Below are 26,970 nucleotides of genomic sequence, written 5' to 3' on the forward strand. Positions count from 1 at the left end.
GCGGCCTCACAGGCCCAGGACGGCCCGCAGCGCCACGTCGACCTGTTCCATCTCGTCGGGCGTGACATCGCCCAGATAGGTGCCCTGTTCGAAGCGGCCGTGTCGGGACGTGTACAGGTCGGGGGCCAGCACGACGCCGTTGACGGGCGTGGTGATCCGGACCGTGACCAGCGACTCCCGGCGGTCGCCGACGGTGTCCACCAGCGCGCACAGCGCCGCGCCGGGGTGCAGCGCGGCGACGTGGTCGTTCTGCACGATCATGAAGGTGCGTTCGCGGCCGACGGTGGGGATCGTCCACACCTGGCCACGCCTCAGCGGCCGCATCGCTCCGCCCCTGTCCGGCCCGAGACGGCGACGACCGGCCGACCATTGCGCGTTGTCCGTGTGGAACGGTCGGGGTCGGGGACGAAGCGGTTGCCGGTAGCCATGGCATCAGTCGTACCAGACGCGGCGGTACCCGAATTGCCATCGGGGGGGCGCGTTCGCCGCCGGCGGAGCGATTCGCCCGATTCATCGGCTCCGCAGTGCACTTGGGCGGGCCTACCTGTTCGGGTTCCGGGTCGCGTCCCGGTCGCGACCCCCGGTCGGCCGGCGGTCGGATCGCGGTCGGTTCGGCGAGGGCCGCGCAGATCCCTCGCACGAGCGAGGCGGCGGCGGGGGATCAGCCGCGACACTGTCGGTACACACCACCCGGGAGCAAGCCGCATGTCCGACCACCTCGCCGAGCGCGGCGCCGACCGGCACGTTCGTGACCGGGCCAAACACACGCTGGGCATCCTGCGCCGGACCGACCCGCAGGTCCTGGACCTGATGATCGCGCTGATGGTGCAGTTCATGGTGTCGCTGCCGTTCCTGGTCGCGCTGCGTTCGCCCTACCGGATCGGATTCCTGCTGCTGAGCGGTACCGCGATCCCGCTGATCTGGCGACGTCGGCAACCGTTCGCGGTCGCGTGTGTGGTGGCGCTGTTCACGGTGCCGGTGTCGCTGCACCATCGACCCGGTCAGCCCTTCCAGTTCGGCATGACGATCGCCATCTACACGGTGTTCGCGCTCGGTCGGCGCTGGGAGCGGATCACCGTGGCGGTGTTGGCGCTGCCGATCACGCTGTTCGTGGAAAACTTCAAGAATCAGCCGGTACAACAGGCCACTTTCGACGTCCTGGCCCTGACCGCGGCCGCCGCGTTCGGACTTGCCACTCGGCACCGCACCGCCTACATCGCCGGGATCGAGGAGCGCACCCGCCGACTGGAGCACGAACGGGACCTGGAGATCCGCCGCGCGGACGCCGAGGTGGCCCGGGCCGCCGCGCGCGAACGGGCCAGGATCGCCCGGGACATGCACGACATCCTGGCGCACGCGGTGAGCCTGATGACCGTGCAGGCCGAGGCCGGGCCGGTGGTGGTGCGCAGCGATCCGGCCCGCGCGGAGGCCGCGTTCGACGCGATCGCCGACGCCGGGCGCGACGCGATGGTGCAACTCCGGCGGATCCTGGGCACGCTCAAGGAGGACGACGAGGCCGGCGCCCGGGCGCCGCAGCCCACCGTCGCCAACATCGCCGACCTGGTCGCCGAGGTCGGCCGCACCGACCTGCGGGTGGTCTACGAGAGCGTCGGCATGCGCCGACCGCTGCGCTCGGACGCGGAGATCGCCGCGTACCGTGTCGTCCAGGAGGCGCTGACCAACACGGTCCGGCACGCGCACGCCACCACGGTGGTGGTGCGGCTCGAATGGGGCGAGGACACGATGAGGATCACCATCACCGACGACGGCCGAGGCGGGCGACCGCGACCGGGCGGCGGACACGGGCTGATCGGCATCCGTGAGCGGGCGACGGCGTGCGGTGGCAGCGTGACGACCGGGCCGCGGGTGACCGGGCCGGGCTTCGAGGTCGCGTTGCGGATCCCGCTCGATTCGGTGTGGGCCTCGTGATGCCGATCAGCGTGGTGGTGGCCGACGACCAAGGGCTGGTGCGCAGCGGCTTCGCGATGATCCTGGACGCGCAGCCGGACATCTCGGTGGTGGCCGAGGCGGGCGACGGCCTGGAGGCGGTCGAGGCGGTTCGTGCGTACCGGCCCGACGTACTGCTCCTGGACATCCGGATGCCCAGGATGGACGGCATCGAGGCGGCCCGGGTGTTGTCGGCCGAGGCGCCGGGATGTCGGATCGTCATGCTGACCACGTTCGACGTGGACGAGTACGTCTACGACGCGCTGTACGCGGGCGCGGCCGGCTTTCTGCTCAAGGACGTGCGCCGGGACGATCTGGTGCACGCGGTGCGGATGGTGGCGAGCGGCGAGGCGCTGCTCGCGCCGTCGGTGACCCGACGGCTGATCGCCGACTACACGCGCCGACTACCCCGTACGGAGGCCCCGGCCGAACCGTCCGAGCGGCTGGCCGTGTTGACCACGCGCGAGCGTGAGACGATGCGCTGCCTGGCGCTGGGGATGTCCAACGCGGAGATAGCCGAGGCGCTGGTGGTCAGCGAACATACGGTGAAGACGCACGTCAGCAGCATTTTGGGGAAGCTCGGGCTGCGCGATCGGGTGCACGCGGTGATCTGCGCGTACGAGACGGGCCTGGCCGTCCCGGGCCTGAATTGACCCCCGCGCGAGCGGTGCGCGGGCCGTCGACTCGCTCGCTCGGGTGAGGTCCGCGAGATTTCTCCGTCCTACAGGGGGAGTACGTGGGCTTGCGGAAACGGTTCGTACAGCCGATGCGCCGCACGGCCTCTACGGCGAATCCTGGTGGGGCCCGAGGGATTGTCCCGTCGGGCGCTTCGAACGGGGGAGCGCGCCATGAGCGATGTCCTGCAGCAGACGCCCAACGAGCTCTACCTGCGATTGAGCGACTGCACGATGCGGGTGGGCAAGGGTTCGCGTGGGCGACCGGCGCTCGAGGTGTACACCGGCTACCGGCTGATCGACGTGGCCGTGGCCGGCGCCGCGCTGGGGCCGAGGCTGCTGCGCGGCGCGCTGCGCTCCGCACGCGGCGAACCGGCCTGGGCGCTCGCGTGGGGCGTGTTGCCGGACGACGGCGTGCCGCCGCAGGTCGAGTTCCGCCGCGGCCGGTTCGTGTTGCAGGCACCGGCGACGATCTTCGCCGAGCGGTTCTGGGTGGCCACCGTCCCGGGCGTCTACCGCTCCTTGACGGTGCGCACGGAAGGCGACGCGCTCGGCGAGGGCGGGCGGCTCGGTCGGATGCGGACGCCCCGGTTGTGAGTGCGTCGGCGAGTGCGGACCGGGCCCGGCTTCCGGGTCGGGTTCGGTGAGGTGCCGGCCGCGCCATTGATTCCGTACACCCCGCCCCGCTGAACACCTCGGCGGCGAACGGAAACCCGGCCCCGTCGAGTCCGACGGAGTCGGTCCGGAAGGCGTTGTCCGGCGGCACCCGGAAGTCGGTCGGGTCGCGCTCGTCGGTCATCGGTGCTTCGGCTCGTTCCGGTGCCGTCGGCGGGTCGGATCCGGCTCGTTGCGGCGGCCACCGGTCGGTTCCGGCGGTGCGCCGAGCCGTGGTCGACCTGTCGGGGAAGCGGCTGCGGGGCGGGGGTACGGCTGGGAACGGGGGCGGCCCGCTTCGGTGTGGGCTCGGTCAGGTGGCGTGGGCGACCGGGCAGCCGCCGGTCAGCCGGGAGAGGAAGGCGTTGGGGTCGTAGTAGTGCTCGACCTCGACGAGCTTGAGGTCTTCGCTGACCTTGGCCACGCTCATGCCGAACATCTCGATGGTCTCGCCGTTCGGTCGGAAGCCCTTGTATTCGCCCGTGTAGCTGCCCCAGTGTCGCCACTTGAAGGCGATCACGGGCGGCGGGGACAGGACTTCGAGGACCTCCCAGTAGAAGCCCTCGGGGAACGCGGTGTGGAAGATGTGGTGCGAGGACTCGAAGCTCTCCCCACCCGGCGAATAGAAGATGCTGTCGCCGATCAGGATGTTGTAGCTGCCCTGGTCGACGATGTCCTGCGCGCTTGCCCACGGGCCGCCGTTGACGTTCGTGCGGAATCGCTCGGTGGCCATCGAGACCCAGGTCTTCGGGTCCTTCTTGTGCGAGACCTCCATCTCGAAGACCTGCACGAGGCTCTCGACGATCGCCTCCAACGAGTCGGGTGCATGCTGCGTGCTGCGCTGTCCCGGCATCACCGTGTGCGAGAGGTGGTAGTCGGGGGCCTCTTCGCGCCAGTCGGCGGGGGCCGCCGCGGCGACGACGGCGTCCCGTCCCTGGAGCCAGAGCGGAGTCGCGGGGGAAGTCGACACGTGTTTTCCGTCCTTCGTTGCCGGCGGCAGCGCTCGGTGGCGCGCGCCGTCCGGAGGGGAACGGGGGCGATCCTGACTCACTGTCAGACCAGGCGCAACCTTCCGTGGTGCCGGCCGGTGCCCCACCCCTGGCCGGATTCGATCGGCCTTGCCGGATGGAATCCGGCCAATCGGAGGGCATGCCCGACTCCCGGGCATACGGGGACTGTTCACGTGTCGACATGCACGCCGATGCAGGTCGGCGGGGCAACCGCCGGTATGCGGCCGGTGTTTCGCGGGCCGGTCGGGCAGCACGGGCCGCATGATTTCGGCAGCGGCGAGTGTGCGCAATATTTTGCCTACGGAGCGTCAATCGCCGTTTACCGCAAGATCGTTCATGTCTCCAGTGGCAGCAGCTCGGCGGCGAACTCGGCCAGGAACGTGGCCCACGAGCGGGGTGTGCCGGCCGGTCGGACCACGAACTTGCTCACCCCGGCATCGGCATACCGGTTGATCAGCTCGCGCGCGGCGGCCCACCCGGTGGGGAGCAACTCGGCGATGTCCACGTGCGGTCGTTGCCGGCGCAGCGCGCCGAGGTCGCGGCCGGGCAGGTCGTCGAACGCGACGACCAGGCTCATCCCGTAGTGGTCGTCGTCGACGGTACGCCCGGCCTCGGTCGCGGCGGCCTCGATCGTGCGGCGGGCCGCACCGGCCTCGTCGGGGGTCAGCGCGGCGCCGAGCCACCCGTCGGCGAGCCGACCCACCCGGCGCAGCGACTGCGGGCCGCCGCCCCCGAGCCACAGGTCGAGCGGACGGGTGGGGCGCGGGCCGACCCGGGCGTGTGCACACCGGTGGTACTTGCCCTCGAAGGACACGTCGTCGTTTTCGAGCAGCAGACGGACGAGGGTGAGTGCCTCGTCCATCACCTCGCCGCGTGGGCCCGGGATCGGGAACAGCGGCCGATCCCGCTCGGTCGCGTGCCGAACCCCGAACACCGGCAGGATCCGGCCCGGCGCGAGGGCTGCCAGCGTGGCGAGTTCCTTGGCCACGGCCACCGGATTGCGGCCGGGCAACACGGTGACCCCACTCCCGAGCTTGAGCCGCCGGGTGCGACCGGCGGCGTAGCCGATGGCGACGAGGGGATCGGGGAGATCGGCACCGATCAGGTCGGGAAACCAGAGCGAGTCGATGCCGAGCTCTTCGATGCGGTCGAGCAACTCGTCGAACGGCGGGGAAGGCGTGGCGGTGGCGGGCGGGGTGAGACCCAGGCCGATGCGCAGTTTCATGGGGTCAGTGTGGCGGGGCGGGCAGGGGCCGCAGGTGGGCGGCGGTGGACTTCAGTTCGGTCGTGTAATGCCGGCGCTCGGCTCGGCTGACGGCGGGGCGCAGGGGACCGATTTGCAACTCGTGGGTCGGGGGGCCGTGCGGGGTCGGGACGGGGGCGGACAGGTAGCTGAGGGGGAGGGGCCGGGGCGAGGCGAAGTCGGCCTCGGTGTAGGGGTGGGCGCCGATCGAGGCGAGTTGCTCGCGGGCTCGTTCGCGGAGGGCGGTTCGGGTCGGGTGCTCGTCGAGGAGGGCCACCACGTCGCGCAGGACGGTCAGCAACTCGGTCGAGTCGCCGCGCGGGCGCCAGGCGGCGACGCCGTGGGTGCGGATGGTGTCCAGGGCCGGGGCCAGGTGGGGCGCGTGGGCGAGCCAGGCGGCGCGTTCGGCGGCGGGCCGCCAGGGCATCACTGCGGCGCCGGCGGGTGGGCGCAGGGGGAGGCGGGTGCCCACGTCGATCCCGGCCGGCAGCCGACCCGGGCCCGGCTCCACCGCGAGGAAGACCACGTGGTCCGGGCCGACCAGGGACAGGGCCACGCCGCAGTCGACCCGGGTCGCGAGGGCGGCGAGGAGCTGCGCCGTGTCGTCCGGGAGCGCCACCCGGGTGCGGACCGCGGCGGCGACGGTGAGCAGGCCCGGGCCGAGGGTGTAGCGGCGATCGGGGCCGCGTTGTACCCAGCCTGGTGCTTCGAGGGCGGCCAGTACGGCGGTCGCGGTGGAGCGGTTCAGGTCGAGGCGGGCGGCCACCTCCGAGACGCTCGCACCGTGCGGCGACGCGGCGAGCAACTCGACGACGGCCACCACCCGGTCGGTGGGCGGGGAAGCTGCCATGGGCACCTCTTGTTCGGGAGCGGGGTTGTGTCTAGGGTGCCGGTGAATATACGTCACTTCGACGACGAATATTCGTCAATGGTCAAGGGCTTGCCGACCGGCGGGGGTTTCGGATGGACGCGATGGACACGACGGATGTGGTCGACCCGTTCGACGCGCGGGCGCCGTTCGACATCGAGGGGTACGACTTCGCGTTCGACGACATTCCGGATCTGCACGAGGTGATCGCAGCGGCGCGGGCGCGGAAGCCGTACGCGATCGTGCCGTTCCTGGGGACGCGGGCGGTGCTGTTTCTCACCCACGACTTGGTGACCGCGGCGTTCAAGGACGAGGAGTCGTTTCCGGCGTCCGCGATCTACGCCGCGACGACCGAACCCGTGCTCGGGCACACCATCCAGTGCATGCGTGGTGCCGAACATCGGATCAACCGCAAGCTCGTGGTGCCCGCGTTTCGGCGCAAGGTGGTCACCGACCAGGTCGAGGCGATCCTGGAACCGCTCGCGCACGAACTCGTGGACCGCTTCGAGGCGCGCGGCGAAGCCGACCTGGTCGCCGAGTTCACGCACGGCTACCCGGTCCGGGTGATCACCCGGCTGCTCGGACTGCCGATGGACGACGAGGAACGGTTCCGCCGCTGGGCGGTCGACCTGTTCCACTTCCCGATGGAGCCCGAGGCGGCCGAGCGTGCGTCACGCGAGTTCACCGAATACGTCACGCCGATCGTCGCGCGCCGCCGGATCGACCCGGGCGACGACCTGCTCTCGACGCTCGCCCACACCGAGGCCGAGGGGCGCCGGCTCACCGACGAGGAGATTCTCTCGTTCCTGCGGCTGCTCTTCCCGGCCGGCGCCGACACGACCTATCTGGGACTGGGCAACGCCCTGTACGCCCTGCTCACCCATCCCGAGCAGTTGGCCCGGGTGCTGGCGAACCCCGACGTGGAACTGGATTGGGCGGTCGAGGAGTCGCTGCGCTGGGAGCCGCCGGTGGGCCTGTTGCCTCGGATGTGCCCGGCGCCGGTGCGCGACTGGCAGGGGCTGGGGCTGGACATCCCGGCGGAGACACCGCTGATCTTCGCGATCACGGCGGCCAACCGGGACCCGGCGCACTATCCGGACCCGGACGTGTTCGACATCGGCCGCCGGGTCCGACCCACGCTCGCCTTCGGCGACGGGCCGCACGTGTGTCCGGGCACCTGGCTGGCGCTGGCCGAGATCCGGGCCGCGCTCAAGGTGCTGCTGCAACGGTTGCCGGAGATGCGATCGGCCGAGCCGACGCGCGTGCGCGGGTTGCTCGGTACGGCGCTGCGCGGGCCGGAGTCGTTGCGGGTGCGGTTCCGACCCCCGTCCCGATGTGGCGGCTAACGCGCCTGCTCGGCCGGGAGTTCGGCGTCGAGGCGGGTCACGTTCTGGAGCAGGCCCCAGACGAACTCCGCGCGGTAGGTGTTCGTGCCCTCGGTGACCAGGCTCGCCCAGCGGCTGGGCGCGGAACCCTCCACGTGGCGCAGGTCCGGGAACGCCCCGGCGACGTCCCCGATCACGAACTCCCAGGGTCGCAGCGCGGCCACGCCTTCGACGGGCGGCGTCGTGGCGGGATCGGCGCGCACCAGCCATTCCTGCCAGACCCGCCCGTCGGGACCGGTCAGGACCTCGAAGCGCAACTGCGGCCACAGCGGCAACACCCACCACTGCGCGTCGGCGGTGAGATCCCCGATCCGGCGCTCGGCCCGGCCGGACGGCTCACCCAGCGCGGCCCGGTAGGCCCGGCCGGGGCCACCGACCGAGCGGCTGCGCACCATGCGTTGCCACTGCGCGTTGACCTCGCGCATCCGGGTACGGGTGAATTCCAACTCGCGGACGGCGTCGGCGACCAGATCGGGTTGGTAATCGCCCATGCGTCGCAACAACACCAGACAGAACTGATCCGGTCCCACGCTGATCTCCGTACTCGTTCGCAGCCGACCTCGACGCTATCCACAAAGCGGACGGCGTCGTCGTCATTCCCGGAAGTCGTCGACGCGGGTCGATTCCGGGCAATGTGTATGCCCGAGGCCCTGGGATCTGACGGTCCGTCAGCGCTATCGTGAACCCGAAGTCATCGGGCGGCCACCGGACAGTCGGCGCCGACCCATTACATGGCAAGGGGTGGCACATGATCGTCGACTACATCCGAATGCTCGGCGGGGACCGCATCGAGCATCCCGGCGGGACCCTGCTGGCCCACCTGGGCCGAGTCGAGGCCCTGCTCGGCGACTGGGGCGCCCGCCCCGAACTGCGCACCGCCGGCCTGTGCCACGCCTTCTACGGCACGGACGGCTTCGCGACCACACTGCTCCCGCTGGACCGCCGCGCCGAACTCGCCGGCCGGATCGGCGTGGACGCCGAGCGCATCGTGTACTTCTACGGGAGTTGCGACCGGGCCGCGAGCCACCCCACGCTGGTCGACGGCCCGTTCCGGGACCGGTTCACCGGCCGCACGTACACGCCGACCGAAGCCGAACGGCGCGACTTCGCCGAACTCACGGCGGCCAACGAACTCGACATCGTCCGCGTCATGCCGGAGGTTCCGGCCCGGTGGGGCGCCGAGCTCCGGGACATGCTGGCCGGGTTCCGTCCGTTGCTCAGCGCCGGCGCGTGGGCCGAGTGCGAACGGGTGCTCGGCGACGCCAGGGCGGGCACCCGCTGACTTCGGGCCCGCTTCGGGTCCTGCTTCCGGTGCTGTTTCCGGTTCTGTTTCTGCTTCGCGGCCCGCGCGAAGCTCGGCGCCCGGGCGATCGTCAGCGGCCGTCCGGCGTCGGGCGGTGCTCGACGTATTCGACGACGGTGCCGTCGGCATGCCGGGCGGTGACTCCGGAACCGGTGGGCACCCGGCGCAGCGGTTCGAGGATCTCGGCGCCTGCCGCCGCCAGCCGTTCGAGGCAGGGCGCCAACTCGGGGACCAGCAGGGTGCCGGTGGTGGACCGGAAGCGCTCCACCGTGGCGGCGGCACCTTCGATCAGCAGGAAGCCGCCGACGGCGGACAGGGCGATGCCGAATTCGCGGAAGGTGAACCACATATCGCGCTCGACGCCCTGGAGACCCTCGTAGAACGCGGTCGCGGCCTCCAACTCACCGGGCTCGACGAAGACCCGAAGGAACGCGCGCGGTGTGGTGAGCGTGGACGAGTCGTTGCTGCGGCGCCACACCACGTCGGAGCCGGCGCCGGCGGCGGCGATGGCGGACGCGATGGCGGACGCGGTGGACTCGGTGGCGGCGGCGGCGGCGGTGGCGGCGGTGGGCGTGGGCTGGTCGGTCATGGTTGTCGGGTCCCCTGTCGGTGTGCCGGCCGGGCGATCGGCCGGGAGTGATCGGTACGTCCACCACCCTCGCGACGTCGCCCGGATCGGGGCAGGCTCCGGTTCATACCGTGAGTACCGGTCATAGGCTGGGCCGATGGCCACCGAGGACGGGCAGGATCGTCGGCGCGGGCTGGGCGGGTTCCTGCGCGCACATCGCGAACTGCTCACGCCCGAGGACGTCGGGCTGCCCCGATCGCCGCGTCGCCGCACGCCCGGCCTGCGCCGCGAGGAGGTCGCCGCGCTGTCGGGGGTCGGGGTGGCCTGGTACACGTGGTTGGAGCAGGGCCGGGTGGACACGTCGCGCCAGGTGCTCGAATCGGTGGCGCGGGCGCTGCGCCTGGACGTCGACGCCCGCCGGCACGTGCTCGAACTGGCCGGCTTCCACGTACCGCCCGAGGCGGGGCCGGTGTCGGCCGACGGTCTGCGGGCGATGGTCGGGAGTTGGCCGACCAGCCCGGCGCTCGTGCTCGATCGGGCCCTGGACGTACTGGCCTGGAACGACGCCTGGCGGGCGATTCGGCCCGACCCGGCGGGCGTGCCGATCGAGCGCCGCAACCTGCTGCTGATGCTGCTGACCGACCCGGCCCACGAGCCGGCATTCCCCGAGCGCGAGCCGCTCGCCCTCGATCTGGTCCGCCATCTGCGCACCCGTCCCGACGACGCGCGGCAGCGCACGGTCGCGGCACGACTGCTGGTCGAGCGGCCGGACCTGGCGGCGTGGTGGCAATGCCGCGCGGTGGGCGTGTTCGCGGCCCGGACGGTGCGACTGTGCGGGGCTGCGGTGCGGGAGGCCGAGGCGGATCGGGCGGACGAGGAAGGCGCGACGGGGGCCGTGCCGCTGCGCTTCGCGGTGTCCCTGCTGCTGCCGGCGGAGGGCCCCGAGACCACGGTGCTGGTGTGGACGCCCGCGGATGCGGCGACGGCCGCCCACGTGCTGGACCGGACGGCGGGGGAGCAGGCGACGGGGAGCGGCCGGGGGTCAGGCGTCGGCGTCCCCCACGTGGGTGAGTCGATCGTCGCCCAGCCTGGCCTGCACGTCCCGGAACAGGATCGCGAGCAGACCCGCTAGCTGCGTCTGCTGCTCGGGGGTCAGACCGTCGATCAACTGCGCTTCGCGACCCAGCACCCGATCGACCGTCGCCTCCACCAAGGCATGCCCCGCCTCGGTCAGTTCGACCTCGACCGAGCGGGTCCGACCGGATCCGGCCCGCCGGACGACCAGGCCCTCGCGCTCGGCCCGGGCGACCCGCTGCGAGACGGCGCCCGCCGTGACCAGCGAACGCCGGCCCAGTTCGCGCGTACCCAGGACGTACGGCGCTCCACTGCGCCGCAGCACACTCAGCAGGTCCAAGGTCGCCGCGTCGACGCCCGCCCCGGCCAGCACGCGGCGCCGGTCGTCCCCGAGCAACTTGGCCAGCCGCCAGATCGGCGTGACGATCCCGATCGAGGACACCGGCGTCCCGGGCCGCTCCCGCTCCCACGCGGCGGCGATCTCCTCGACGGCGTGACCGACGCGTCCCGAGGCACCGCCGCCGACCGGGTCGAGCGGCTGCTCGGCGGTCCGTACGTCGGCCCGCGCGTCGGCCTCCGGGGTCGTCCCTGTCCCGACCCCGGCGCCCGGCCGGTCCGCGCCGGCCGTCGTCGGCTTTCCCGTCGATGTCTCGGCCGCGGCACGGGGCCGGCGCTCGTCGGTTGCCATGGAACCTCTTCCCAATGTTATGTTCAGATCTAAATTTAGAGCTAAACGACCGTCGTGGAGGTCATCCTATGGCACGCAACATCCTGGTCACCGGCGGCGGCACCGGTATCGGACTCGCGATCGCCCGGCACTTCGCCGGGCTCGGTGCCGCCGTGACGATCACCGGTCGGCGGGCCGAGCCGCTCGCCGTCGCCGCCGAACGGACCGGAGCCCGAGCGCTGGTCTGCGACCACACCGACCCCGAGGCGCTGACCCGACTGCTGGCCGAACTGCCCGAGCGGATCGACGTACTGGTCAACAACGCCGGCGGCAACACCGACTTCGACCACGGCCCCGCCACCGACCTCGCGGGCTACGCCCGTGCGTTCCGGGCCAACCTGGACGCCAACCTGGTCGGCGCCGCGCTGACCACCCGGGCCGTCGAGGACCGGCTCGCCGCCGGCGGCGCGGTGATCGGCATCGGTTCGCTCGCCGCCGACAAGGGAGCCGGATCGTACGGCGCGGCCAAGGCCGGACTCGCCGCCTGGAACGTCGCCCTCGCGGACGCCCTCGGCCCGCGCGACATCACCGCCAACGTGGTCTCGCCGGGCTACATCGCGGACACCGAGTTCTTCCGGGACAACCTCACCGAGGACCGCCGCCGACACCTGGTCGCCTCGACGTCGCTACGCCGGGCCGGCTCGCCCGAGGACGTCGTCGGCGCTGTCGCGTTCCTCGCCTCGCCCGCCGCCCGGCACGTCACGGGGCAGGTGCTCAACGTCAACGGCGGTGCGTACAAGAGTCGTTGATGTCGGGAGCAGCTCGGCGGCCCCGGCCCGCAGGCGCGGACCGGTCGGGCATCCGCGGCGCCGAAGCGGGAAACCGGGTTCACCGGACGGGGCATCGCTCGCGTCCGTAGCGTTGGGCTGCGGCGCTCCCCGCACGGAACGCACGGAACGCACGGAACCCCGTACAGACTCCCCGCAGAGCTTCTCCACACGGAAGGCAGATCCGATGGAATCCCACACGCTGGCGGTGCCCGGAGCCGACCTCTACTACGAGGTACGCGGCTCCGGTCCGGTGCTGTTAACGATCAACGGCAGCAACGGAGACACCGATCTGTTCGCGACGCTGGGCGATCGCCTGGCCGACCGCTACACCGTCGTCGCGTACGACCGACGCGGCAACTCCCGTAGCCGGCTCACCGGTCCGCCCGGCGAGCAGCGCATCGAGGAGCATGCCGACGACGCGCACCGGCTGCTCCAGGCCCTCACCTCGGAGCCCGCGGCCGTCTTCGGCACCAGTTCCGGTGCCGCGATCGGCCTCGACCTGCTCGTGCGACACCCGGAACAGGTCGGCCTGCTCGTCGCCCACGAGCCGCTCGTGGTGGGGCTGTTGCCCGAACCGAAGCAGTGGTACGCGAAGTTCGACAACGTCGGCGAGTTGTACCGGACCGACGGCCTGAAGGCCGCGATGGTCGAACTCAGCGCGTTGTTCGGCCTGTCCGGCCCGCCGGAGCCCACCGGGGATCTGCCCGCGCCGTTGCGCGAGTTGCTCGAACGGGTGCAGACCAACGTGCACTTCAACCTGTCCTACGAACTGTCGTCGTTCGCCCGCTTCGAACCGGACCTGACCGCGCTGCGGGACGCACCGCTGGTGCTGGCCGTGTCGAACGAGGGCCCGGAGACGTTGCTCTACCGCACCACGGCGCTGCTCGCCGAGCGTCTGGACATCCCGGTCTTCGAGTTCCCGACCGATCACGTGGGCTACGCGTTGCGCCCCGACGAGTTCGCCGTGGCCCTGGCCGAGGTGCTCGACCGGGCCTAGGCCCGGTCGAGCGACAGGCGCGAAGCGGCCCGGCCGCGTCGGGTGACGGCGGCCGGGCCGGTGGCGCGCGGTGTCGGTCAGGCGCTGGCGCCACCGTCCAGGACGAGGTCGGTGCCGACCGCGAAGCCGGCCTCGTCGGAGGCCAAGTACAGGACGGCGGCCGCGAGTTCGGCCAGTGCGCCGACCCGACCGGACGGGTTCTCGCCCTTCATCCGGTCCGCGCGCTCGGCCTCGGTCTCGCCCGGACGCAACGACATCGAGGTGGCCAGCGGGCCGGGGCTGACCGCGTTGATTCGGACGCCGTCACCGATGTGGTCGAGCGCGGCATTGCGGGTGAGCGTGCTCACCGCGGCCTTGGACGTGACGTACGCGCCGAGGTTGGCCAGCCGGGCGTGGGCGCCGAGGTTGGAGGAGATGTTCACGATGGCCCCGCCGCCGTTGGCCCGCATGTAGCCGATCTCGTGCTTCATCGAGAGCCACGTGCCGGTCACGTTGATGTCCAGGGTGGCCCGGAAGTCCGCCTCGTCGAGGTCGGCGAGCGGACCCACGCCCTGGATCACACCGGCGTTGTTGACGGCGACGTCGAGACCCCCGAACAACTCGACCGTGCGGGCGACGAGCGCGGCCAGGCTCGCCGAATCGGTGACGTCGGCGGTGACGGCCGCGCCTCGTCCGCCCTCGGCCTCGATCAGCCGGACGGTCTCCGCCAGCGGTGCGGCGGTGCGGCCCGCGGCCACGACGGCGGCTCCCTCGCGAGCGAAGACGAGCGCGATCTCCCGGCCGGCGCCCGAGCCGGCTCCGGTGACGAGGACGGTCTTGGCGGTGAAACGTGCGGACATGGTGTTCTCCCGAGTCTTGCGGTGTGGAGGTGGTGGCGGATCGATGGGTGTGGTCGGTCGGTGGATGCGGTGCCGGCCGGTCAGCCGGTGCGCGGTGGTCCCGCCTCGCGGCTCGGTTCGGGCACCCGGTCGCCGTGCCGGTCCCGGAGCAGGGCGGTCGCGGACAGGGCGGCCAGGAGGAAGACCGCCCCGGCGGTGCCGAAGGCCCAGGCGTAGCCGACGATCACGTCGGCGCGGGTCGCGGCCACCGACATCAGCGCGGCCAGGCCGACGGTGGGCCCGAGTTCCATCGCGGTGTTCAGCACGCCGCCGGCCAGGCCCGCCTGGTGGGCGGGTACGTCCCCGGTGGTCAGGACGGCGGTGCCGGCGAAGATCAGGGCGGCGCCGACGGGCAGCAGGACCAGGCCCGGAAGCAGGTCGCGGGCATAGCGGGTGCCCTCGTCCAGGCGGGCGAGCAGGAGCAGGCCCGTGCCGCCGATCAGCAGGCCCAGCACGGTGATGCGGCCCGGACCGTAGCGACCGATCAGCGGGCCGGCCGCTCGACCGGCCACGATCAGCGCGAGGGCGAACGGGACGAACGCGCCGGCGGTCGCGAGCGGTGACCAATCGCGGTTCTGTTGCAGGTGGAGCGAGATCAGGAAGCTGATCAGGCCGGTGCCGGTGGCCGCGAGCAACACCCCGACCAGGCCCAGGACGCGGCGCGGAGCGCGGACGAAGCCGGGCGGGAGGAGCGGATCGGCCACCCGTCGTTCGACGACCAGGAAGGTGGCGAGCAGGAGCACGCCGACACCGAGCGGGACGAACACGGCAGCCGACGTCCAGGCATGGTCGCCGGTGACGGTCAGGCCGTATCCCGCGAGCGTGATGCCGACCGCGGCCAGGACCGCGCCGAGCGGATCGAGACCCGGACGGCCGCCCGGCCCGCCGTCGGCCGGCTTCCCCGCCGGCAGCCGACGTGGGGTCAGGAGCAGCGCCGCACCGGCAACGGCGACCGGTATGGCGAACATCCAGCGCCAGGACACCCAGGTGGTGAGCACGCCCGACGCGAGGTTGCCGATCGCGGCGCCCAGTACGGACAGCCCACCCCAGGTCGCCATCGCCCGCCGATACGCGCCCGGTTCGGGGTACACCGCGCGCAACACCGCCATCGCGGCCGGCGCGGTCAACGCGGCCCCCAACCCCTGCCCGAACCGCACCGCGACCAGCACCGCGAAGCCGGGCGCGATCGCCGCGATCGCCGAGGCGAGCCCGAAGACGACCAGGCCCACCGTGAACATCGGGCGTCCGCCGTAGCGATCGGCGAGTCGACCGCCGAACAACAGCAGTCCGCTGAACGGCAGTCCGTAGGCGGCACTGAGCAACACCAGATCGGCCGAACCCAGGCCGAACTCCCGGCCGATGTCGGGCAGCGGCACGCCGATCGCGGTGATCGTGAAGATCAACGTGGCCTGCACGGTGCCGAGTACGGCGAAGGCGAGGCCGGCATGCGGCGTGGTCGTGACCGTGCCGCCCGTGACCGTGCCGCCCGTGACCGTGCCGGTCATTGCGATACCCCCGTTGCCGATAGCTTTAACAGATCGATCGTTCTGGAATAAGGGCAGGCGTGTGCCCGGCGGGTGGCCGGGTCGCGCGCGGGTTGTCGGCGAGTGCCTTCAGTCGAGCAGTACGAGTGCCTGTCGGGTCGCGTCGCGCAGGCGGACGGAGTCCGGGCCGGCCTTGCCGACCACGCGCATGCCCTGGAGCAGGACCAGCAGGAAGCGGGCCAGCGCCTGGGGGTCCCGATCCGGGCCCAGTTCGCCCTGCGCCCGGGCCCGGGTGAGCGCGACGGTCAGATTGGTCTCCATCTGACTCCAGCCGTACTCGACGATCCGGGCGGCGCCCGCGTCGTGTGCGGCCAACTCGGCGGCGGTGTTGGTCAGGAAGCAGCCGCGCAGCCGGGTCGGCTCCTCGGACGCCTGCCGGGCGAACCGCTCGACCAGGGCCCGAACGGCCGGCAACACCGGCCCCGGCTGGGACAACTCCTCGAACAACTCCGGGTTGCGGCTCTCCCGGTAGCGGTCCAGCGCCGCCAGGTAGAGGTCGTGTTTGTTGCCGAACGTCGCGTAGATGCTCGCTCGGGCGATGCCGAGGCGAGCCACGAGGTCCGCCATCGAGGTCGCCTCGTAGCCGCGCTCCCAGAAGAGTTCGAGCGCGGACTGCAAGGCGGCGTCGGGATCGAATTCCTTGGTCCTGGCCACGGACACGACCCTAAGGCATTCGAGAACGGATGGTCAATAAAGATCGACTGCCCTGCGGAACCGGACGGCTGCGCGGAGCCGGCCCGGTGTCAGCCCGCCGCCCGAGTCCAGCGACCGGCCAACCGAGCCACCCGGTCCACGAGTTCGGGTGGGCCCTCGACGGTGAAGTCGAGGTCGAGGAAGGCGAGATGGATCGCCAGCGCGTCGATCGAGGAGGCCCCCGTGATCAACCGGCAGGTGTCCGCGTCGATCGCCTCCAGGACCCCGTCGCTCGCGCCGATTCGGGCCGAGGCGAGTTCCGGCGAGGCGTGCAGGAGCACGGTCGCGTGGTGTGCGTAGGCGCGGACGGAGATGCCCGCGGTGAGGTACGCGGCGACGTCGTGGTCCGGCAGCGTTCGCGGCGCGAAACGCGGGCCGGTCGACGGGCGCAGCCGGATCCGGTCCACGCGATACGTGCGCCAGTCGGCGCGGTCGAGGTCCCAGGCCAGCAGGTACCAGCGGCGTCCCGTGCAGGCGAGCCGGTGCGGCTCGACCGTGCGAACGGCCTCGCGGCCGTCGTGGGTGCGGTAGTCGAAGCGCAGCGTCTCGGCCGAGCGGCACGCCGCCGCGATCGTGGTCAGGTCGGCGGGAGCCACCGTCTCGCCGCATCCGGGCAGCGGCACGGTGACCGCGTCGAGCGCGTCGACCCGGCCGCGCAACCGGGCGGGCAACACGCGTTCGAGCTTGGCCAGCGCCCGGGCCGAGGTCGGCTCGATCCCGGTGACCGTACCGCCGACCGCCGTGCGCAGCCCCGTCACGATCGCGACCGCCTCGTCGTCGTCCAGGAGCAGCGGCGGCAGTGGGCCGGTCGGGTCGAGCCGATAGCCGCCGGCGGCGCCGGACGCGGTGCGCACCGGGTAGCCCGCCGCGCGCAGCCGCTGCACGTCGCGCCGCACGGTGCGGGGGCTGACCCCCAGGCGCGCGGCGAGGCGGGGGCCGGTCCAGCCCGCCGGGTCGAGGGAACCGGACCGCTCGGCGCGGTCGCGGCGCCCGGGCCGGCGCTCGGGCGGGGATTGGAGGAGGGACAACAGACGAAGCAGGCGGGTCGTACTCTCCAGCGTGTCCATGTGATCAGCATTGCGTCGAATGCGGCAGGTTTCCGTCCGCATTCGCTCCTAGTCTTCGGTGCATGGAGATCACCACCCTCGGCAACCGCCGACTCAATCGTGCGCTGCTCGAACGCCAGTTGTTGACCCGGCGGCACGCCGTCTCGGCCCAGGCCGCGCTCACGCACCTGGTCGGTATGCAGGCGCAGGCCCCCCACCCGCCGTACGTCGGTCTGTGGACCCGCCTCGCCGACTTCGCGCCGAGCGAGCTGGCCGATCTCCTGACCGACCGCCGGGCCGTGCGCCTGGGCCTGATGCGCGGCACGGTGCACCTGGTGACCGACGCCGACTGCCTCGCGCTCCGGCCCGTCGTGCAGCCGATCTACGACGCGGACCTGTATCGCAACCAGCTACACGGTCTCGGCGACTCGAACGTCGACGTCACCGAACTGGTGGCCGTGGGCCGGGAGTTGATGGCCGAGCAGGCACTGACCGCCAAGGCGCTCGGGCTGGCGCTGGCCGAGCGTTTTCCGGACGAGGACCCGAAGGCCCTGGCCCACGCGCTGCGCAGCCAGGCATCGCTGGTCCAGGTCCCGCCGCGGGCCCTGTGGGGTCGCAGCGGTCAGTCCGCGTGTACCACCGCCGAGCACTGGCTCGGCCGGCCCCTGGCCGCCGAAACCGCCCCGGACGAGATGTTGTTGCGCTATCTGGCGGCCTTCGGTCCGGCCACGATCGCCGACATGCAAGCCTGGTCCGGCCTGAACCGGCTGCGTGCGGCGGTCGATCGGCTGCGTCCGAGCCTGGTCGTCTACCGGGACGAGGCCGGCCGCGAACTCTACGACGTGCCCGATGCCCCGCTGCCGCCCGAGGACGCGCCCGCTCCGGTCCGCTTCCTTCCGGAATTCGACAACATCCTGCTCTCGCACGCCGACCGGGCCCGGATCATCTCCGAGGAGGACCGCAAACGCATGTTCACCGTCAACGGCATCATCCGGGCAAGCTTCCTGGTGGACGGCATGGTCGCGGGCATGTGGCGGCTCACCCGAGCCGGGAAACCGGTCTCGGCGGGCTCGCCCGCCGCCGCCGGCACGTCCGGCCCACCGCTCGTCCTGGAACTGCAACCCTTCCGCCCGATCGACCGGGCGGCCGGGGCGGAGCTGACCGCCGAAGGCGCCCGGCTGCTGGCCTTCGTGACCACCCACGACCACGAGATCCGCTTCGTCTGAGGACGGCACGCGGGCGGTCAGGCGCGGTTGCGGCGGTGCAGGCGGAGGGCCTTGAGCATGGCGACGGCGGCGGCGGTGGAGAGGGCGGCGCGGATGCCGTTCCAGATGTTCCAGGTGGTCTCGAAGTCGGCGCGGGACTTGCCCGGGTCGACGTCGCCGGCGTGGGCGAGGGCCTGGTTGAGGGGGACGTTGATGCCGGAGGTGGTCAGCACGGTGGTGGTGTAGAGGGCGAGGGCGGCCAGGGTCCAGCGCATGACGGCGGCGGTGGCGGCGTGCCCGCGCAGCTTCCAGGCGGCGATCGCGGGGGCGGCCATGGCGGCGGTGAAGACGGTGAAGAACAGCGGGTTCTCGATGCCGGTGTTGATCTGCTGCATCGAGTGCACGAAGTCGGCGTCGCCCTTGGTGCCCAGCCACGGCATGACGACCGCGGAGAAGGCGACGTAGGTGCCGGCCATCAGCGTGTCGGCCACGGCGCCGGCGGTGAGCCAGCGGCCGACGGTCCTGCGGGTGGTGCCGATCGCGTCGGTGCCGGCGGCGAGCGTGTGGTCGATGGCAGCCATGATGAACTCCCTTGAGAATGAAGGTTGTCGGTCGGGACCGGCGGGCGCTTTTCGCGATTTCGCCGTCCCGTTCCTCGATGTCTCGAGACTCTCGTCTGCGCGCGCCTCGAACAACGGCCGATCCCGGAAGCGTGGTTAACCTCCGGGTTACCGATGCCGATCGCGGTTCGCGGGCCCGCCGGGGAAGCCGGCGCCGCGCAGGACCGTGCCCAGGTCGTGGGCCAGGTCGCGGCTCGCGGCGGGCCGGCCGGTCGGCGGGTGGGCCGTGTCGGCCAGGAGCCGGGTGATGCGCCCGGAGGCGATCGTGGCCCGGGCCGGGACGATATGCGACTCCAGGAGGTCGCCGGCGGCGCGCCAACTGCGGGTCCGGGCGAGGGCGTGCAGCAGGTGGGCATGGTCGTTGTACGCGGTACGGCTGCCGGGAATGCGCCCTGCGGCGGCCTGTTCGAACAGGGGGATCGCCCGGGTCCAGCGCCCGTTGTCGGCGTGCAGCATCGCGTGGTGCCAGGTGATCTCGGCGGTGTCGAGCCACCAGGTCCAGGCGGGATCCCGAGGGCCGACACCGTCGAGGTGCCGCGCGTACGTCTCGCCGATGAGCCTGCGGGCCCGCGCGTGCTCGCCGTACTGATCGAGCGCGCGGGCCCGCCGCAGCACGAACAGGGTCCGGACGCCGGGCGGCAGGTCGTCTTCGAGGACGGTGTCGCAGATGCGCAACGCCCGGTCCGGGCGGTGCAGATGGATGGCCTGCATGGCGAGCTGGGACAGCGCGAAGTGTTCGGCGGAGCGATCACCGGCGAGCCGCGCCGTCCGGACGGCCCGAGTGGTCAGCCGATGGGACAACCCCTGTCGATCGGCGTCGTAGGCCAACCAGCCGGCGATCTGGTACGCCTCCGCCACGGCGGACAGCCGGTCCCGAGACGGCCGGCCTGCGGTCGCGGCGCGCAACGCGCCACCCGCCGACCGGACCGCCGGCGCGAGAATGGCGCCGGCGCCGAACCGGGTGTCCAGGGCGACGATGTGCGCGTTGTACTCCCGGAGTTGCCGAGTCTCCTCGTCGTCCCGGCCGCTGTGCGGCCGAGCCGGTATCGGGCGTAACGGTGTGCCGGGTGCGGGGTCAGGCATCGGCGAGCGAGGTGCTCTCGCCCGGGGCCAGGCGTCGGACGGGGCGGGCGTCGGACCCGGCGAGTTGGCCCAGGAGGCGTTCGGCGAGGGCGAGGCCGGTGTCGTTGTACAGGCAGTCGTGGATCAGGAACGCCCGGGAGGGGTCGACCGCGCGGACGTAGTCGGCGGCGTCGCCGAGCTTGAGCCAGGGGGCGCCGGACGGGACCAGCAGCGTGGGCACCGCCTCCTCGGGCACGGTGAACGCGTCACCGGGATGGAAGACGCGACCGTCGACGAGGAAGCCGACGTTGTCGATCACGGCGATGTCCGGGTGGATCACCGCGTGCTTTTCGCCGTACACGTGTACCGCCACGCCCTGCGCGCCGCCGATCTCGAAGGTGTCGCCGTGGGTCACCGCGTGGATGCGGCCGGCCAGGTCGGGGAACTGCGCGGCGACGACCGGGTTGGTCCAGATCTCCAGATCCGGGTTGGCCGCGGCGGCGGCTCGCAGTGTGTCCGGGACCACATGGTCCAGGTGCTCGTGGGTGATCAGTACGGCGTCCGCCCCGACCATCGCGTCGGGTTCGCTGAACGAGCCGGGATCGATCACGATGGTGCCGCGATCGGTGGTCAGACGTACGCACGCGTGGCCGAGCTTGGTGAATTGCATGGCTGCTCTCCCGACTGGGTTCCGCTTCGTTGGTGCCACCTGATCGGTGCTGCGGTGTCTGTTGCCGCTGCCCCGGTCGATCATGCCAAGACGATCGGCATCGGCGGCGGAGCGGGGGTCGCGGCTGCGAGACAATCGATGCATGTACGACGACCAGCAAGAACCGACCGAGTCGATTCCGGTGGGGCGGGCGACGGATCTCGGTGCGGCGTTGCTGATGCCCGACATCGACCGGCCCCGCGCGTGGTTGCTCACGCTCAACGATTCGCCGCAGTCGTACGTGGATCTCGATCAGCCCGCGCACTTGGAATTCGAGTACACGCGGCGCCTCGGCCACGTCGTCGATCTCGTGGCCGAACCGGGTGCGGCGGTGGCCGTGCTGCACCTGGGCGGCGGCGGATTCACGCTGCCCCGCTACATCGCGGCCACCCGGTCCGGCTCGGTGCAGACCGTCGCCGAGCTCGACGCCGAACTGGTCGCGTTGGTGCTGGAGCATCTGCCGCTGCCGGCGGACGAGCCGATGGAGATACGCACCGGCGACGCCCGGGCCGAACTCACCGAGCGGCCCGACGACTCGGCCGACCTGGTGATCGCCGACGTATTCGGCGGAGCGCAGGTGCCCGCGCACCTGACCTCGCGGGAGTTCGCCGCCGAGGTGGCCCGGGTGTTGCGGCCGGGCGGGGTGTACGCGGCCAATATCGCCGACGGGGGCGAGCTGGAGTTCGCTCGGGCCCAAGTGGCCACGCTGCGGGCGGTGTTCCCGGAGGTGGCGTTGATGGCCGAACCGGGCGTGCTGCGCGGCAGGCGCTTCGGCAACCTCGTCGTGGTCGCGTCCGCGGCCGCGCTGCCGGTGTCGCAGTTGGCCCGGCGTACGGCCGGCGACGAAACTCCGGCCAGGGTGCTCTCCGGTATCGAGGCCCGAGTCTTCTCCCGCGACGTCGCGCCGGTGACCGACGACACGGCCACCGCGTCGCCGGCCCCGCCCGGAGGCACGTTCCGCATCGGCTGAGGGATCGGGCTCGGGCCCGGAAGTCCTGTGCCGGGGGTGGCGAGGCGCCGCCCCCGGCAACGCGACGGATGCCGTCGCTCAGACCTCCGCCGCCGTCTCGTTGTAGACGCCCGCGTAGTCCTGCCCCGACAACTTCTGGATTGCTTCCATGATTTCGTCGGTGATCTCGCGCCGGGCCCGGGCCACGTCCTTGCGCTCGTAGTGGTGCGAGAAGTCGAGCGGCTCGCCGAAGCGGATGAGCGCGCGCGGCGACAACCTCGGGATGTTCGAGCCGATCGGCTGGACCCGGTCCGTGTCGATGATCCCGACCGGGACCACCGGGCACCGCGCGGCCAGCGCGAGCCACGCGACACCGGTTCTGCCGCGGTAGAGCCGGCCGTCGCGGGAGCGGGTGCCCTCCGGGTAGATCCCGAACGCGTCGCCGCGTTCGAGCACCGAGAGCGCGGTCTCCAGGGCGGCCTTCGCCGCACTGTGCGCGCCTCGGGGCACGGCGACGGCGCCGATGCCGGTGAAGAACGACTTGCTGACCCGGCCCTTGAGCCCGGGGCCGTCGAAATACTCGGCCTTCGCGAGGAACGACACCTTGCGCGGCATGACCACGGGGATCGCGACGCTGTCAACGAACGACAGGTGGTTGCTGGCGATGATGACCGGGCCGGTCATCGGTACGTTCTCGCGGCCCTCGGTGCGCGGGCGATAGATCGCCTTCGCGGTGGGCGCCACGACGCCATGCATGAACTTGTCGATCAGCACGGATCCCCCGTGGGAGTGGGTGAGGTCTGGAAACACGCGCCACCTTATCGAGTCTGCGGCACCCCCCATGACGCGTGTACCCACCTGCACTGTTGACGTGGTGTCAAATGTCGTCACGGCCCCGATCGTGCCGATCGGTGCCGCCGGGGCCCACCGCCGTCACACCCGCCGGGCGAGCGATTCCAGCATCAGGTCGAGCATGTCCTCGAAGGGACTGCCCGCCATGCCCTCGGCCAGGTGCACGCGGACCGTGCCGATCGCCGGATAGTCGGTCTCGGGAAGCGTGTTGTACGTCTCCGTCCAGGACCGGTCGTCGGCCGCCCGCACCTCGGGCGCGAGTGCGCTGTAGGACGCCTCCAGGGCCGCGTGCGCGAGCACGGTGTCGATGAACACGCGGTAGTAGCGGACCGCGTCGACGGGGGAGAAGCCCGCCGACAGCAGCAGACCGACCCCCATCTCCACCGCCCGGAACTCGTTGTGCCGCCGGGTCACCCGGGACGCCGCGATCGCGGCCACGCGCGGATGGCGCAGATAGCCGTCGCGCACCCGCAGGCCCAGCTCGCGCAGCGACGCCACCCAGTCCGGGCCGGGCCGGTAGCCCACCAGCGTCTCGCCGATCAGCGAGTCGGCGATCGCGAGCAGCAGGTCGTCGGTGTTGCGGAAATATCGATAGATCGCGGTGGGGTCGCAGCCGAGCGCGGCGCCGAGCTTGCGCACCGTCAGGGCCTCCGGGCCTTGGTGTCCGATCAGACGTACCGCACAATCGACAATGACATCTTCGGACAAAACCGTCCCGGACTTGGTCGGCCGGCGCCGGCGACGTTCACCCACCACCCGGTCGACCCGCTTCGCCTCCCCCGGTTCCGCTCGATCCTCCCGGTTCACGACTTCCCTGCGCTCCACAATTCCTCCGCAGCCGGCTCGACGTGCGCCGGGTCCGATTCCATCTTATGTCAACACCATTGACGTAATTCTGACGCAGGCTGTTTCATCGGCGTCCACCCCCTGTCAGCTTTAGCCTCCCTGGGAGCGCCGATGTCCACGAACCCGCCCCGGGTCGACCAACCGCCCGAGCTGCGCAAGTCGCTCGGTGTCGTCGACGGCATCGCGGTAGCCGCGTCCAGTACGGCGGCCACCACCAGCATCGGCGTCGGCATGGGCACGTTGGCCGCCACCGTCGGGTTGGCCACGCCGGCCATCATCCTGATCGCCTTCCTGCCCATGCTCGGCATCGCCGGAGCGTACGCCCGCCTCAACCGGGTCGAGCCGAACTGCGGCAGCGGCTACGTCTGGGTCGGCAAGTCGATCGGCCCGTACTCCGGCTTCCTCACCGGCTGGGTCGCGCTCGCCGGATCGATCATCTTCCTCGCGTACACCAGCGCGATCACCGGCTCGGTGATGCTCCAGTTCGCCAACAAGGCCGGTTGGCACGAGTTCGCCGGGCTGGCCCTGGATCCGAACTCGACCAAGCTCAGCACCGTCCTGGGCCTGGTGGTCCTGGTCGTGGTCACCGTGCTCGCGATCACCGGCGTGCACCAGGCCACCCGGTTGCAGACCTTCCTGCTCGTCTTCGAGTACTCGGTGCTGCTGATCTTCTGCATCTGGGCGATCGCCTCCGGCGAGCAGCCGTTCTCCTTCTCCTGGTTCAACCCCTTCGAAATCGACTCGGCCTCGGACTTCGCCCAGGGCCTGGTGCTCGCGGTGTTCTTCTTCTGGGGCTGGGACGCGGCGTTCAGCGTCACCGAGGAGACCAGGAATCCCGGGGACTCGGCCCGCGGCGGCCTGATCGCGCTGTTCGTGATGCTCGGCATGTTCCTGCTCGGCGCGATCGCCTTCCAGCGCGTGATGACCGTCCCGGAGCTGGCCGAGAACGGTCCGCAGGGTCTGACCTTCCTGGGCGCGCACCTGGCCGCCGACCCGTGGGCGAGCCTGCCGCTGCTCGCGCTGATCTTCTCCGCGGTCGCCTCCCTCCAGTCCGGCGTCATTCCCACCGCGCGCGGCATGCTGGCGATGGGCCGCGACCAGACGCTCGGCAAGGTGTGGACCCGGATCCACCCGACCTTCGGATCGCCCGCGATCGGCACGATTTTGATCATGGCGATCGCCGCCGGCACCGCCGTCCTGGCGATCGGCATCCCCAAGCTCAACGACATGATCCTGGCCGCGGTCAACTCGATCGGCCTGATCGTGGCGTTCTACTACGGCCTCACCGCGATCGCCTGCGCCGTGCGCTTCCGGCCGACGCTGCGCACCGACCGCACCGAGGGCGTGCGCGCCGTGATCATCCCCGGGCTGAGCGGACTGGCGCTGCTGGGCGTCGGCGCCTACCTCGCCTACGACTACCTGACCATGAGCGACAGCTTCGAACTCAGCCCCGACAACGGCTGGTTCATGTTCTCCGTGCCGCTGGTGGTGATCCTCAGCGGCCTGGGGTTCGCCGTCTACGCCAAGTACGTGCGCAAGTCGGCCTACTTCGAGACCGGGCGGGGCACCGACGGCGACTCGATCGAGTTGCCGATGGACCGCTACAACGACGCCGCCGATTTCGACGCCTTCAAGTCCAAGGGAATGGTATGAGCAAGATCGAGCAGACGACCGCCGCCGCCGCGGCGGCCGCCGACGTCGTCTTCACCGGCGGCCCGGTCTACACGGTCGACGCGGCGCGCAGCCGGGCGAGCTCGGTGGCCGTGCGCGACGGGCGAATCGTCGCGGTCGGGCACGACGAGGTGCGCGAGCTGATCGGCGATCGCACCGAGGTGGTCGATCTCGCGGGCAAGCTGCTGATCCCGGGCTTCCAGGACGCGCACGTGCACCCGGTGGGTGGCGGCATCGAAATGGGCCAGTGCGACCTGTCCGAGCACGAGACGGTCGCCGAGTATCGCGAGACGGTGCGGGCCTACGCCGACGCCAACCCGGACCTGGAGTGGATCACCGGCGGCGGCTGGTCGATGGAGGCGTTCCCGGGCGGGCTGCCGCACCGGTCGATGCTCGACGACCTGGTTCCGGACCGCCCGGTGTTCCTGCCCAACCGGGACCACCACGGCGCGTGGGCCAACAGCGTGGCGCTGCGGCTGGCGGGTATCACGCGGGACACCCCGGACCCGGCCGACGGTCGGATCGAACGCGACTCGGACGGCGAGCCGACCGGTGTGCTCCAGGAGGGCGCGGCCGACCTGGTCGGTCGGCTGCTGCCCGCGCTCACCGCCGAGGACCAGGTGGCCGGCCTGCTCCGGGCCCAGCGGTTGTTGCACTCGCTGGGCATCACCGCGTGGCAGGACGCGCTGCTCGGCGCGCACGCGAATGTCAGCGACGCGAGCTCCGCGTATCTGACGGCGGTGGACCGCGGCCTGCTGACCGCACGGGTGGTCGGCTCGTTGTGGTGGCAGCGCGACCGCGGGATCGAGCAGATCGAGGAACTGCGGGCGCGCCGCGCCGCGGGCACCCGGGGACGCCTGTCCTGCACGACCGTCAAGATCATGCAGGACGGGATCGCGGAGAACTTCACCGCCGCGATGCTCAGTCCGTATCTGACGTCGTGCGGATGCGCCTCCGACAACAGCGGGATCAGCTTCATCGAGCCGGCCGCGTTGCAGCGCTACGTCACGGCGCTGGACGCGCACGACTTCCAGGTGCACTTCCACGCGTTGGGCGACCGCGCGGTCCGCGAGGCGCTGGACGCGGTGGCCGCGATGCGCGCGACGAACGGGTGGAAGGACACCCGGCCGCACCTGGCCCACCTCCAGGTGGTGCACCCGGACGACCTCGGCCGGTTCCGCGAACTCGGCGCGAGCGCGAACATCCAGGCGCTGTGGGCCGCGCACGAGCCGCAGATGGACACGTTGACCATCCCGTTCCTGGGTGCGGAGCGGGCCGCGTGGCAGTACCCGTTCGGCGCGCTCGCGCGCAGCGGTGCGACGCTGGTCGCGGGCAGCGACTGGCCGGTGTCCAGCCCGGACCCGATCCAGGGCATCCACGTGGCGGTGAACCGGAAGCTGTACGGGTCGGACTCGCCGGCCTTCTTCCCGGAACAACGGCTCGACCTGCACACCGCGCTCGCGGCGTACACGGCGGGCACCGCGTACGTGAACCACCTGGACGACACCGGCAGCATCGTGGTGGGCAAGCAGGCGGACCTCGCCGTGCTCGACCGCGACCCGTTCGCGGCACCGGAGAGCGAGATCGGCGCGACGCGCGTGCTGGAGACGTTCGTGGGCGGGGAGCGGGTGTTCGGGGCCTAGGCCCGGTCCGGACGGATCGTCGGCGCGCCTGT

At 71.7% G+C, this 26,970-nt stretch carries 28 protein-coding genes; 12 read left to right on the forward strand and 16 right to left on the reverse strand.

Annotated elements, in window-relative coordinates; translation table 11 throughout:
- Positions 1 to 6: 6 nt before the first annotated feature.
- Positions 7 to 324 carry a type II toxin-antitoxin system PemK/MazF family toxin gene (locus ACH4U8_RS22520; protein ID WP_360318398.1) on the reverse strand — a complete coding sequence of 106 codons (318 nt, stop codon included), beginning with the start codon at positions 322 to 324 and terminating at the stop codon, positions 7 to 9.
- A 381-nt stretch (positions 325 to 705) separates the two neighbouring features.
- Here ACH4U8_RS22520 and ACH4U8_RS22525 point away from each other — a divergent pair, with 381 nt between their 5' ends.
- From ACH4U8_RS22525 to ACH4U8_RS22535, 3 genes are all read left to right on the forward strand, one after another.
- On the forward strand, positions 706 to 1,929 hold the full coding sequence (locus tag ACH4U8_RS22525; RefSeq protein WP_360318400.1) for a histidine kinase: 1,224 nt from the start codon (positions 706 to 708) through the stop codon (positions 1,927 to 1,929).
- Positions 1,929 to 2,600: a response regulator transcription factor gene (locus tag ACH4U8_RS22530; RefSeq protein ID WP_360318402.1), complete on the forward strand. Its 672-nt coding sequence runs from the start codon at positions 1,929 to 1,931 to the stop codon at positions 2,598 to 2,600. The genes ACH4U8_RS22525 and ACH4U8_RS22530 overlap by 1 nt, the downstream gene beginning before the upstream one ends.
- Positions 2,601 to 2,795: 195 nt before the next feature.
- A complete protein-coding gene (locus ACH4U8_RS22535; RefSeq protein WP_379991492.1) occupies positions 2,796 to 3,218 on the forward strand; it encodes a hypothetical protein in 423 nt (140 codons plus the stop codon).
- A gap of 370 nt (positions 3,219 to 3,588) precedes the next feature.
- Here the strand turns inward: ACH4U8_RS22535 and ACH4U8_RS22540 are convergent, their stop codons facing one another.
- The 3 genes from ACH4U8_RS22540 to ACH4U8_RS22550 all read right to left on the reverse strand — a co-directional run bounded on the left by ACH4U8_RS22540 (position 3,589) and on the right by ACH4U8_RS22550 (position 6,378).
- A complete protein-coding gene (locus ACH4U8_RS22540) occupies positions 3,589 to 4,245 on the reverse strand; it encodes a SnoaL-like polyketide cyclase (protein ID WP_395779685.1) in 657 nt (218 codons plus the stop codon).
- A gap of 374 nt (positions 4,246 to 4,619) precedes the next feature.
- Entirely contained in the window at positions 4,620 to 5,510 is an 891-nt protein-coding gene (locus ACH4U8_RS22545) for a TIGR03854 family LLM class F420-dependent oxidoreductase (protein ID WP_379991494.1), read from the reverse strand.
- Between the two features lie 4 nt (positions 5,511 to 5,514).
- Positions 5,515 to 6,378: an IclR family transcriptional regulator gene (locus ACH4U8_RS22550; protein ID WP_395779687.1), complete on the reverse strand. Its 864-nt coding sequence runs from the start codon at positions 6,376 to 6,378 to the stop codon at positions 5,515 to 5,517.
- Between the two features lie 122 nt (positions 6,379 to 6,500).
- Here ACH4U8_RS22550 and ACH4U8_RS22555 point away from each other — a divergent pair, with 122 nt between their 5' ends.
- Positions 6,501 to 7,742, forward strand: a complete 1,242-nt coding sequence (locus ACH4U8_RS22555; RefSeq protein WP_395779689.1) for a cytochrome P450 — start codon at positions 6,501 to 6,503, stop codon at positions 7,740 to 7,742.
- Here the strand turns inward: ACH4U8_RS22555 and ACH4U8_RS22560 are convergent.
- A complete protein-coding gene (locus ACH4U8_RS22560; RefSeq protein WP_395779691.1) occupies positions 7,739 to 8,311 on the reverse strand; it encodes a hypothetical protein in 573 nt (190 codons plus the stop codon). The genes ACH4U8_RS22555 and ACH4U8_RS22560 overlap by 4 nt on opposite strands.
- A 218-nt stretch (positions 8,312 to 8,529) precedes the next feature.
- On the opposite strand from ACH4U8_RS22560, the gene ACH4U8_RS22565 reads away from it, so the two are divergent.
- A complete protein-coding gene (locus ACH4U8_RS22565; protein ID WP_360318417.1) occupies positions 8,530 to 9,063 on the forward strand; it encodes a DUF6817 domain-containing protein in 534 nt (177 codons plus the stop codon).
- Between the two features lie 91 nt (positions 9,064 to 9,154).
- Here ACH4U8_RS22565 and ACH4U8_RS22570 read toward each other — a convergent pair whose 3' ends face one another.
- Positions 9,155 to 9,673: a VOC family protein gene (locus tag ACH4U8_RS22570; RefSeq protein WP_395779693.1), complete on the reverse strand. Its 519-nt coding sequence runs from the start codon at positions 9,671 to 9,673 to the stop codon at positions 9,155 to 9,157.
- 136 nt (positions 9,674 to 9,809) lie between these two features.
- Here ACH4U8_RS22570 and ACH4U8_RS22575 point away from each other — a divergent pair, with 136 nt between their 5' ends.
- Complete coding sequence (locus ACH4U8_RS22575; protein WP_395779695.1) at positions 9,810 to 10,784, forward strand: helix-turn-helix domain-containing protein; 975 nt, start codon at positions 9,810 to 9,812, stop codon at positions 10,782 to 10,784.
- On the opposite strand, the gene ACH4U8_RS22580 is transcribed toward ACH4U8_RS22575, so the two are convergent.
- Entirely contained in the window at positions 10,695 to 11,207 is a 513-nt protein-coding gene (locus tag ACH4U8_RS22580; protein WP_395780087.1) for a MarR family winged helix-turn-helix transcriptional regulator, read from the reverse strand. The genes ACH4U8_RS22575 and ACH4U8_RS22580 overlap by 90 nt on opposite strands.
- A gap of 275 nt (positions 11,208 to 11,482) precedes the next feature.
- Here ACH4U8_RS22580 and ACH4U8_RS22585 point away from each other — a divergent pair, with 275 nt between their 5' ends.
- Complete coding sequence (locus ACH4U8_RS22585) at positions 11,483 to 12,202, forward strand: SDR family NAD(P)-dependent oxidoreductase (RefSeq protein WP_379991496.1); 720 nt, start codon at positions 11,483 to 11,485, stop codon at positions 12,200 to 12,202.
- 205 nt (positions 12,203 to 12,407) lie between these two features.
- A complete protein-coding gene (locus ACH4U8_RS22590; RefSeq protein ID WP_360318426.1) occupies positions 12,408 to 13,220 on the forward strand; it encodes an alpha/beta hydrolase in 813 nt (270 codons plus the stop codon).
- 77 nt (positions 13,221 to 13,297) lie between these two features.
- Here the strand turns inward: ACH4U8_RS22590 and ACH4U8_RS22595 are convergent, their stop codons facing one another.
- The 4 genes from ACH4U8_RS22595 to ACH4U8_RS22610 form a co-directional block, all read right to left on the reverse strand.
- Positions 13,298 to 14,059, reverse strand: a complete 762-nt coding sequence (locus ACH4U8_RS22595) for an SDR family NAD(P)-dependent oxidoreductase (RefSeq protein WP_395779697.1) — start codon at positions 14,057 to 14,059, stop codon at positions 13,298 to 13,300.
- Between the two features lie 80 nt (positions 14,060 to 14,139).
- On the reverse strand, positions 14,140 to 15,603 hold the full coding sequence (locus tag ACH4U8_RS22600; protein ID WP_395779699.1) for an MFS transporter: 1,464 nt from the start codon (positions 15,601 to 15,603) through the stop codon (positions 14,140 to 14,142).
- A 108-nt stretch (positions 15,604 to 15,711) separates the two neighbouring features.
- Complete coding sequence (locus ACH4U8_RS22605; protein WP_360318432.1) at positions 15,712 to 16,296, reverse strand: TetR family transcriptional regulator; 585 nt, start codon at positions 16,294 to 16,296, stop codon at positions 15,712 to 15,714.
- Between the two features lie 89 nt (positions 16,297 to 16,385).
- Entirely contained in the window at positions 16,386 to 17,402 is a 1,017-nt protein-coding gene (locus ACH4U8_RS22610; RefSeq protein ID WP_395779701.1) for a helix-turn-helix transcriptional regulator, read from the reverse strand.
- A 62-nt stretch (positions 17,403 to 17,464) separates the two neighbouring features.
- Between ACH4U8_RS22610 and ACH4U8_RS22615 the strand changes: the two genes are divergently transcribed.
- Positions 17,465 to 18,607 (forward strand): winged helix DNA-binding domain-containing protein, encoded by a 1,143-nt coding sequence (locus ACH4U8_RS22615; RefSeq protein WP_395779703.1) that lies wholly within the window; start codon positions 17,465 to 17,467, stop codon positions 18,605 to 18,607.
- A 17-nt stretch (positions 18,608 to 18,624) separates the two neighbouring features.
- On the opposite strand, the gene ACH4U8_RS22620 is transcribed toward ACH4U8_RS22615, so the two are convergent.
- The 3 genes from ACH4U8_RS22620 to ACH4U8_RS22630 form a co-directional block, all read right to left on the reverse strand.
- Entirely contained in the window at positions 18,625 to 19,167 is a 543-nt protein-coding gene (locus tag ACH4U8_RS22620; RefSeq protein WP_395779705.1) for an anthrone oxygenase family protein, read from the reverse strand.
- A gap of 147 nt (positions 19,168 to 19,314) precedes the next feature.
- Positions 19,315 to 20,289 (reverse strand): hypothetical protein, encoded by a 975-nt coding sequence (locus tag ACH4U8_RS22625; protein ID WP_395779707.1) that lies wholly within the window; start codon positions 20,287 to 20,289, stop codon positions 19,315 to 19,317.
- Positions 20,282 to 20,938 carry an MBL fold metallo-hydrolase gene (locus ACH4U8_RS22630; protein ID WP_360318441.1) on the reverse strand — a complete coding sequence of 219 codons (657 nt, stop codon included), beginning with the start codon at positions 20,936 to 20,938 and terminating at the stop codon, positions 20,282 to 20,284. The genes ACH4U8_RS22625 and ACH4U8_RS22630 overlap by 8 nt, the downstream gene beginning before the upstream one ends.
- A 142-nt stretch (positions 20,939 to 21,080) precedes the next feature.
- On the opposite strand from ACH4U8_RS22630, the gene ACH4U8_RS22635 reads away from it, so the two are divergent.
- Complete coding sequence (locus ACH4U8_RS22635) at positions 21,081 to 21,947, forward strand: fused MFS/spermidine synthase (RefSeq protein ID WP_360318443.1); 867 nt, start codon at positions 21,081 to 21,083, stop codon at positions 21,945 to 21,947.
- Positions 21,948 to 22,025: 78 nt separating this feature from the next.
- Here the strand turns inward: ACH4U8_RS22635 and ACH4U8_RS22640 are convergent, their stop codons facing one another.
- Positions 22,026 to 22,736: a lysophospholipid acyltransferase family protein gene (locus ACH4U8_RS22640; RefSeq protein ID WP_360318445.1), complete on the reverse strand. Its 711-nt coding sequence runs from the start codon at positions 22,734 to 22,736 to the stop codon at positions 22,026 to 22,028.
- Between the two features lie 123 nt (positions 22,737 to 22,859).
- A complete protein-coding gene (locus tag ACH4U8_RS22645) occupies positions 22,860 to 23,417 on the reverse strand; it encodes a TetR/AcrR family transcriptional regulator (RefSeq protein WP_379989818.1) in 558 nt (185 codons plus the stop codon).
- Positions 23,418 to 23,735: 318 nt separating this feature from the next.
- On the opposite strand from ACH4U8_RS22645, the gene ACH4U8_RS22650 reads away from it, so the two are divergent.
- The gene (locus ACH4U8_RS22650; RefSeq protein WP_395779709.1) at positions 23,736 to 25,277 is read left to right on the forward strand and encodes an APC family permease; all 1,542 of its coding nucleotides are present in this window, start codon (positions 23,736 to 23,738) and stop codon (positions 25,275 to 25,277) included.
- Positions 25,274 to 26,938, forward strand: coding sequence for an amidohydrolase (locus tag ACH4U8_RS22655; protein ID WP_395779711.1), 1,665 nt, complete (start codon positions 25,274 to 25,276; stop codon positions 26,936 to 26,938). The genes ACH4U8_RS22650 and ACH4U8_RS22655 overlap by 4 nt, the downstream gene beginning before the upstream one ends.
- Positions 26,939 to 26,970: the final 32 nt, after the last annotated feature.

Source organism: Embleya sp. NPDC020886 (assembly GCF_044333915.1).
In the GTDB taxonomy this organism is placed as follows: Bacteria; Actinomycetota; Actinomycetes; order Streptomycetales; family Streptomycetaceae; genus Embleya.

Excerpts from the sequence above, each read along its gene's own strand:
- ACH4U8_RS22595 (WP_395779697.1), bottom strand. The coding sequence starts at position 14,059 with ATGTCCGCACGTTTCACCGCCAAGACCGTCCTCGTCACCGGAGCCGGC.
- ACH4U8_RS22555 (WP_395779689.1), top strand. The coding sequence starts at position 6,501 with ATGGACACGACGGATGTGGTCGACCCGTTCGACGCGCGGGCGCCGTTC.
- ACH4U8_RS22530 (WP_360318402.1), top strand. The coding sequence starts at position 1,929 with ATGCCGATCAGCGTGGTGGTGGCCGACGACCAAGGGCTGGTGCGCAGC.
- ACH4U8_RS22535 (WP_379991492.1), top strand. The coding sequence starts at position 2,796 with ATGAGCGATGTCCTGCAGCAGACGCCCAACGAGCTCTACCTGCGATTG.
- ACH4U8_RS22625 (WP_395779707.1), bottom strand. The coding sequence starts at position 20,289 with ATGCCTGACCCCGCACCCGGCACACCGTTACGCCCGATACCGGCTCGG.
- ACH4U8_RS22635 (WP_360318443.1), top strand. The coding sequence starts at position 21,081 with ATGTACGACGACCAGCAAGAACCGACCGAGTCGATTCCGGTGGGGCGG.
- ACH4U8_RS22520 (WP_360318398.1), bottom strand. The coding sequence starts at position 324 with ATGCGGCCGCTGAGGCGTGGCCAGGTGTGGACGATCCCCACCGTCGGC.
- ACH4U8_RS22615 (WP_395779703.1), top strand. The coding sequence starts at position 17,465 with ATGGAGATCACCACCCTCGGCAACCGCCGACTCAATCGTGCGCTGCTC.
- ACH4U8_RS22630 (WP_360318441.1), bottom strand. The coding sequence starts at position 20,938 with ATGCAATTCACCAAGCTCGGCCACGCGTGCGTACGTCTGACCACCGAT.
- ACH4U8_RS22565 (WP_360318417.1), top strand. The coding sequence starts at position 8,530 with ATGATCGTCGACTACATCCGAATGCTCGGCGGGGACCGCATCGAGCAT.
- ACH4U8_RS22600 (WP_395779699.1), bottom strand. The coding sequence starts at position 15,603 with ATGACCGGCACGGTCACGGGCGGCACGGTCACGGGCGGCACGGTCACG.
- ACH4U8_RS22545 (WP_379991494.1), bottom strand. The coding sequence starts at position 5,510 with ATGAAACTGCGCATCGGCCTGGGTCTCACCCCGCCCGCCACCGCCACG.
- ACH4U8_RS22610 (WP_395779701.1), bottom strand. The coding sequence starts at position 17,402 with ATGGACACGCTGGAGAGTACGACCCGCCTGCTTCGTCTGTTGTCCCTC.
- ACH4U8_RS22590 (WP_360318426.1), top strand. The coding sequence starts at position 12,408 with ATGGAATCCCACACGCTGGCGGTGCCCGGAGCCGACCTCTACTACGAG.
- ACH4U8_RS22585 (WP_379991496.1), top strand. The coding sequence starts at position 11,483 with ATGGCACGCAACATCCTGGTCACCGGCGGCGGCACCGGTATCGGACTC.
- ACH4U8_RS22650 (WP_395779709.1), top strand. The coding sequence starts at position 23,736 with ATGTCCACGAACCCGCCCCGGGTCGACCAACCGCCCGAGCTGCGCAAG.
- ACH4U8_RS22620 (WP_395779705.1), bottom strand. The coding sequence starts at position 19,167 with ATGGCTGCCATCGACCACACGCTCGCCGCCGGCACCGACGCGATCGGC.
- ACH4U8_RS22550 (WP_395779687.1), bottom strand. The coding sequence starts at position 6,378 with ATGGCAGCTTCCCCGCCCACCGACCGGGTGGTGGCCGTCGTCGAGTTG.
- ACH4U8_RS22525 (WP_360318400.1), top strand. The coding sequence starts at position 706 with ATGTCCGACCACCTCGCCGAGCGCGGCGCCGACCGGCACGTTCGTGAC.
- ACH4U8_RS22570 (WP_395779693.1), bottom strand. The coding sequence starts at position 9,673 with ATGACCGACCAGCCCACGCCCACCGCCGCCACCGCCGCCGCCGCCGCC.
- ACH4U8_RS22655 (WP_395779711.1), top strand. The coding sequence starts at position 25,274 with ATGAGCAAGATCGAGCAGACGACCGCCGCCGCCGCGGCGGCCGCCGAC.
- ACH4U8_RS22575 (WP_395779695.1), top strand. The coding sequence starts at position 9,810 with ATGGCCACCGAGGACGGGCAGGATCGTCGGCGCGGGCTGGGCGGGTTC.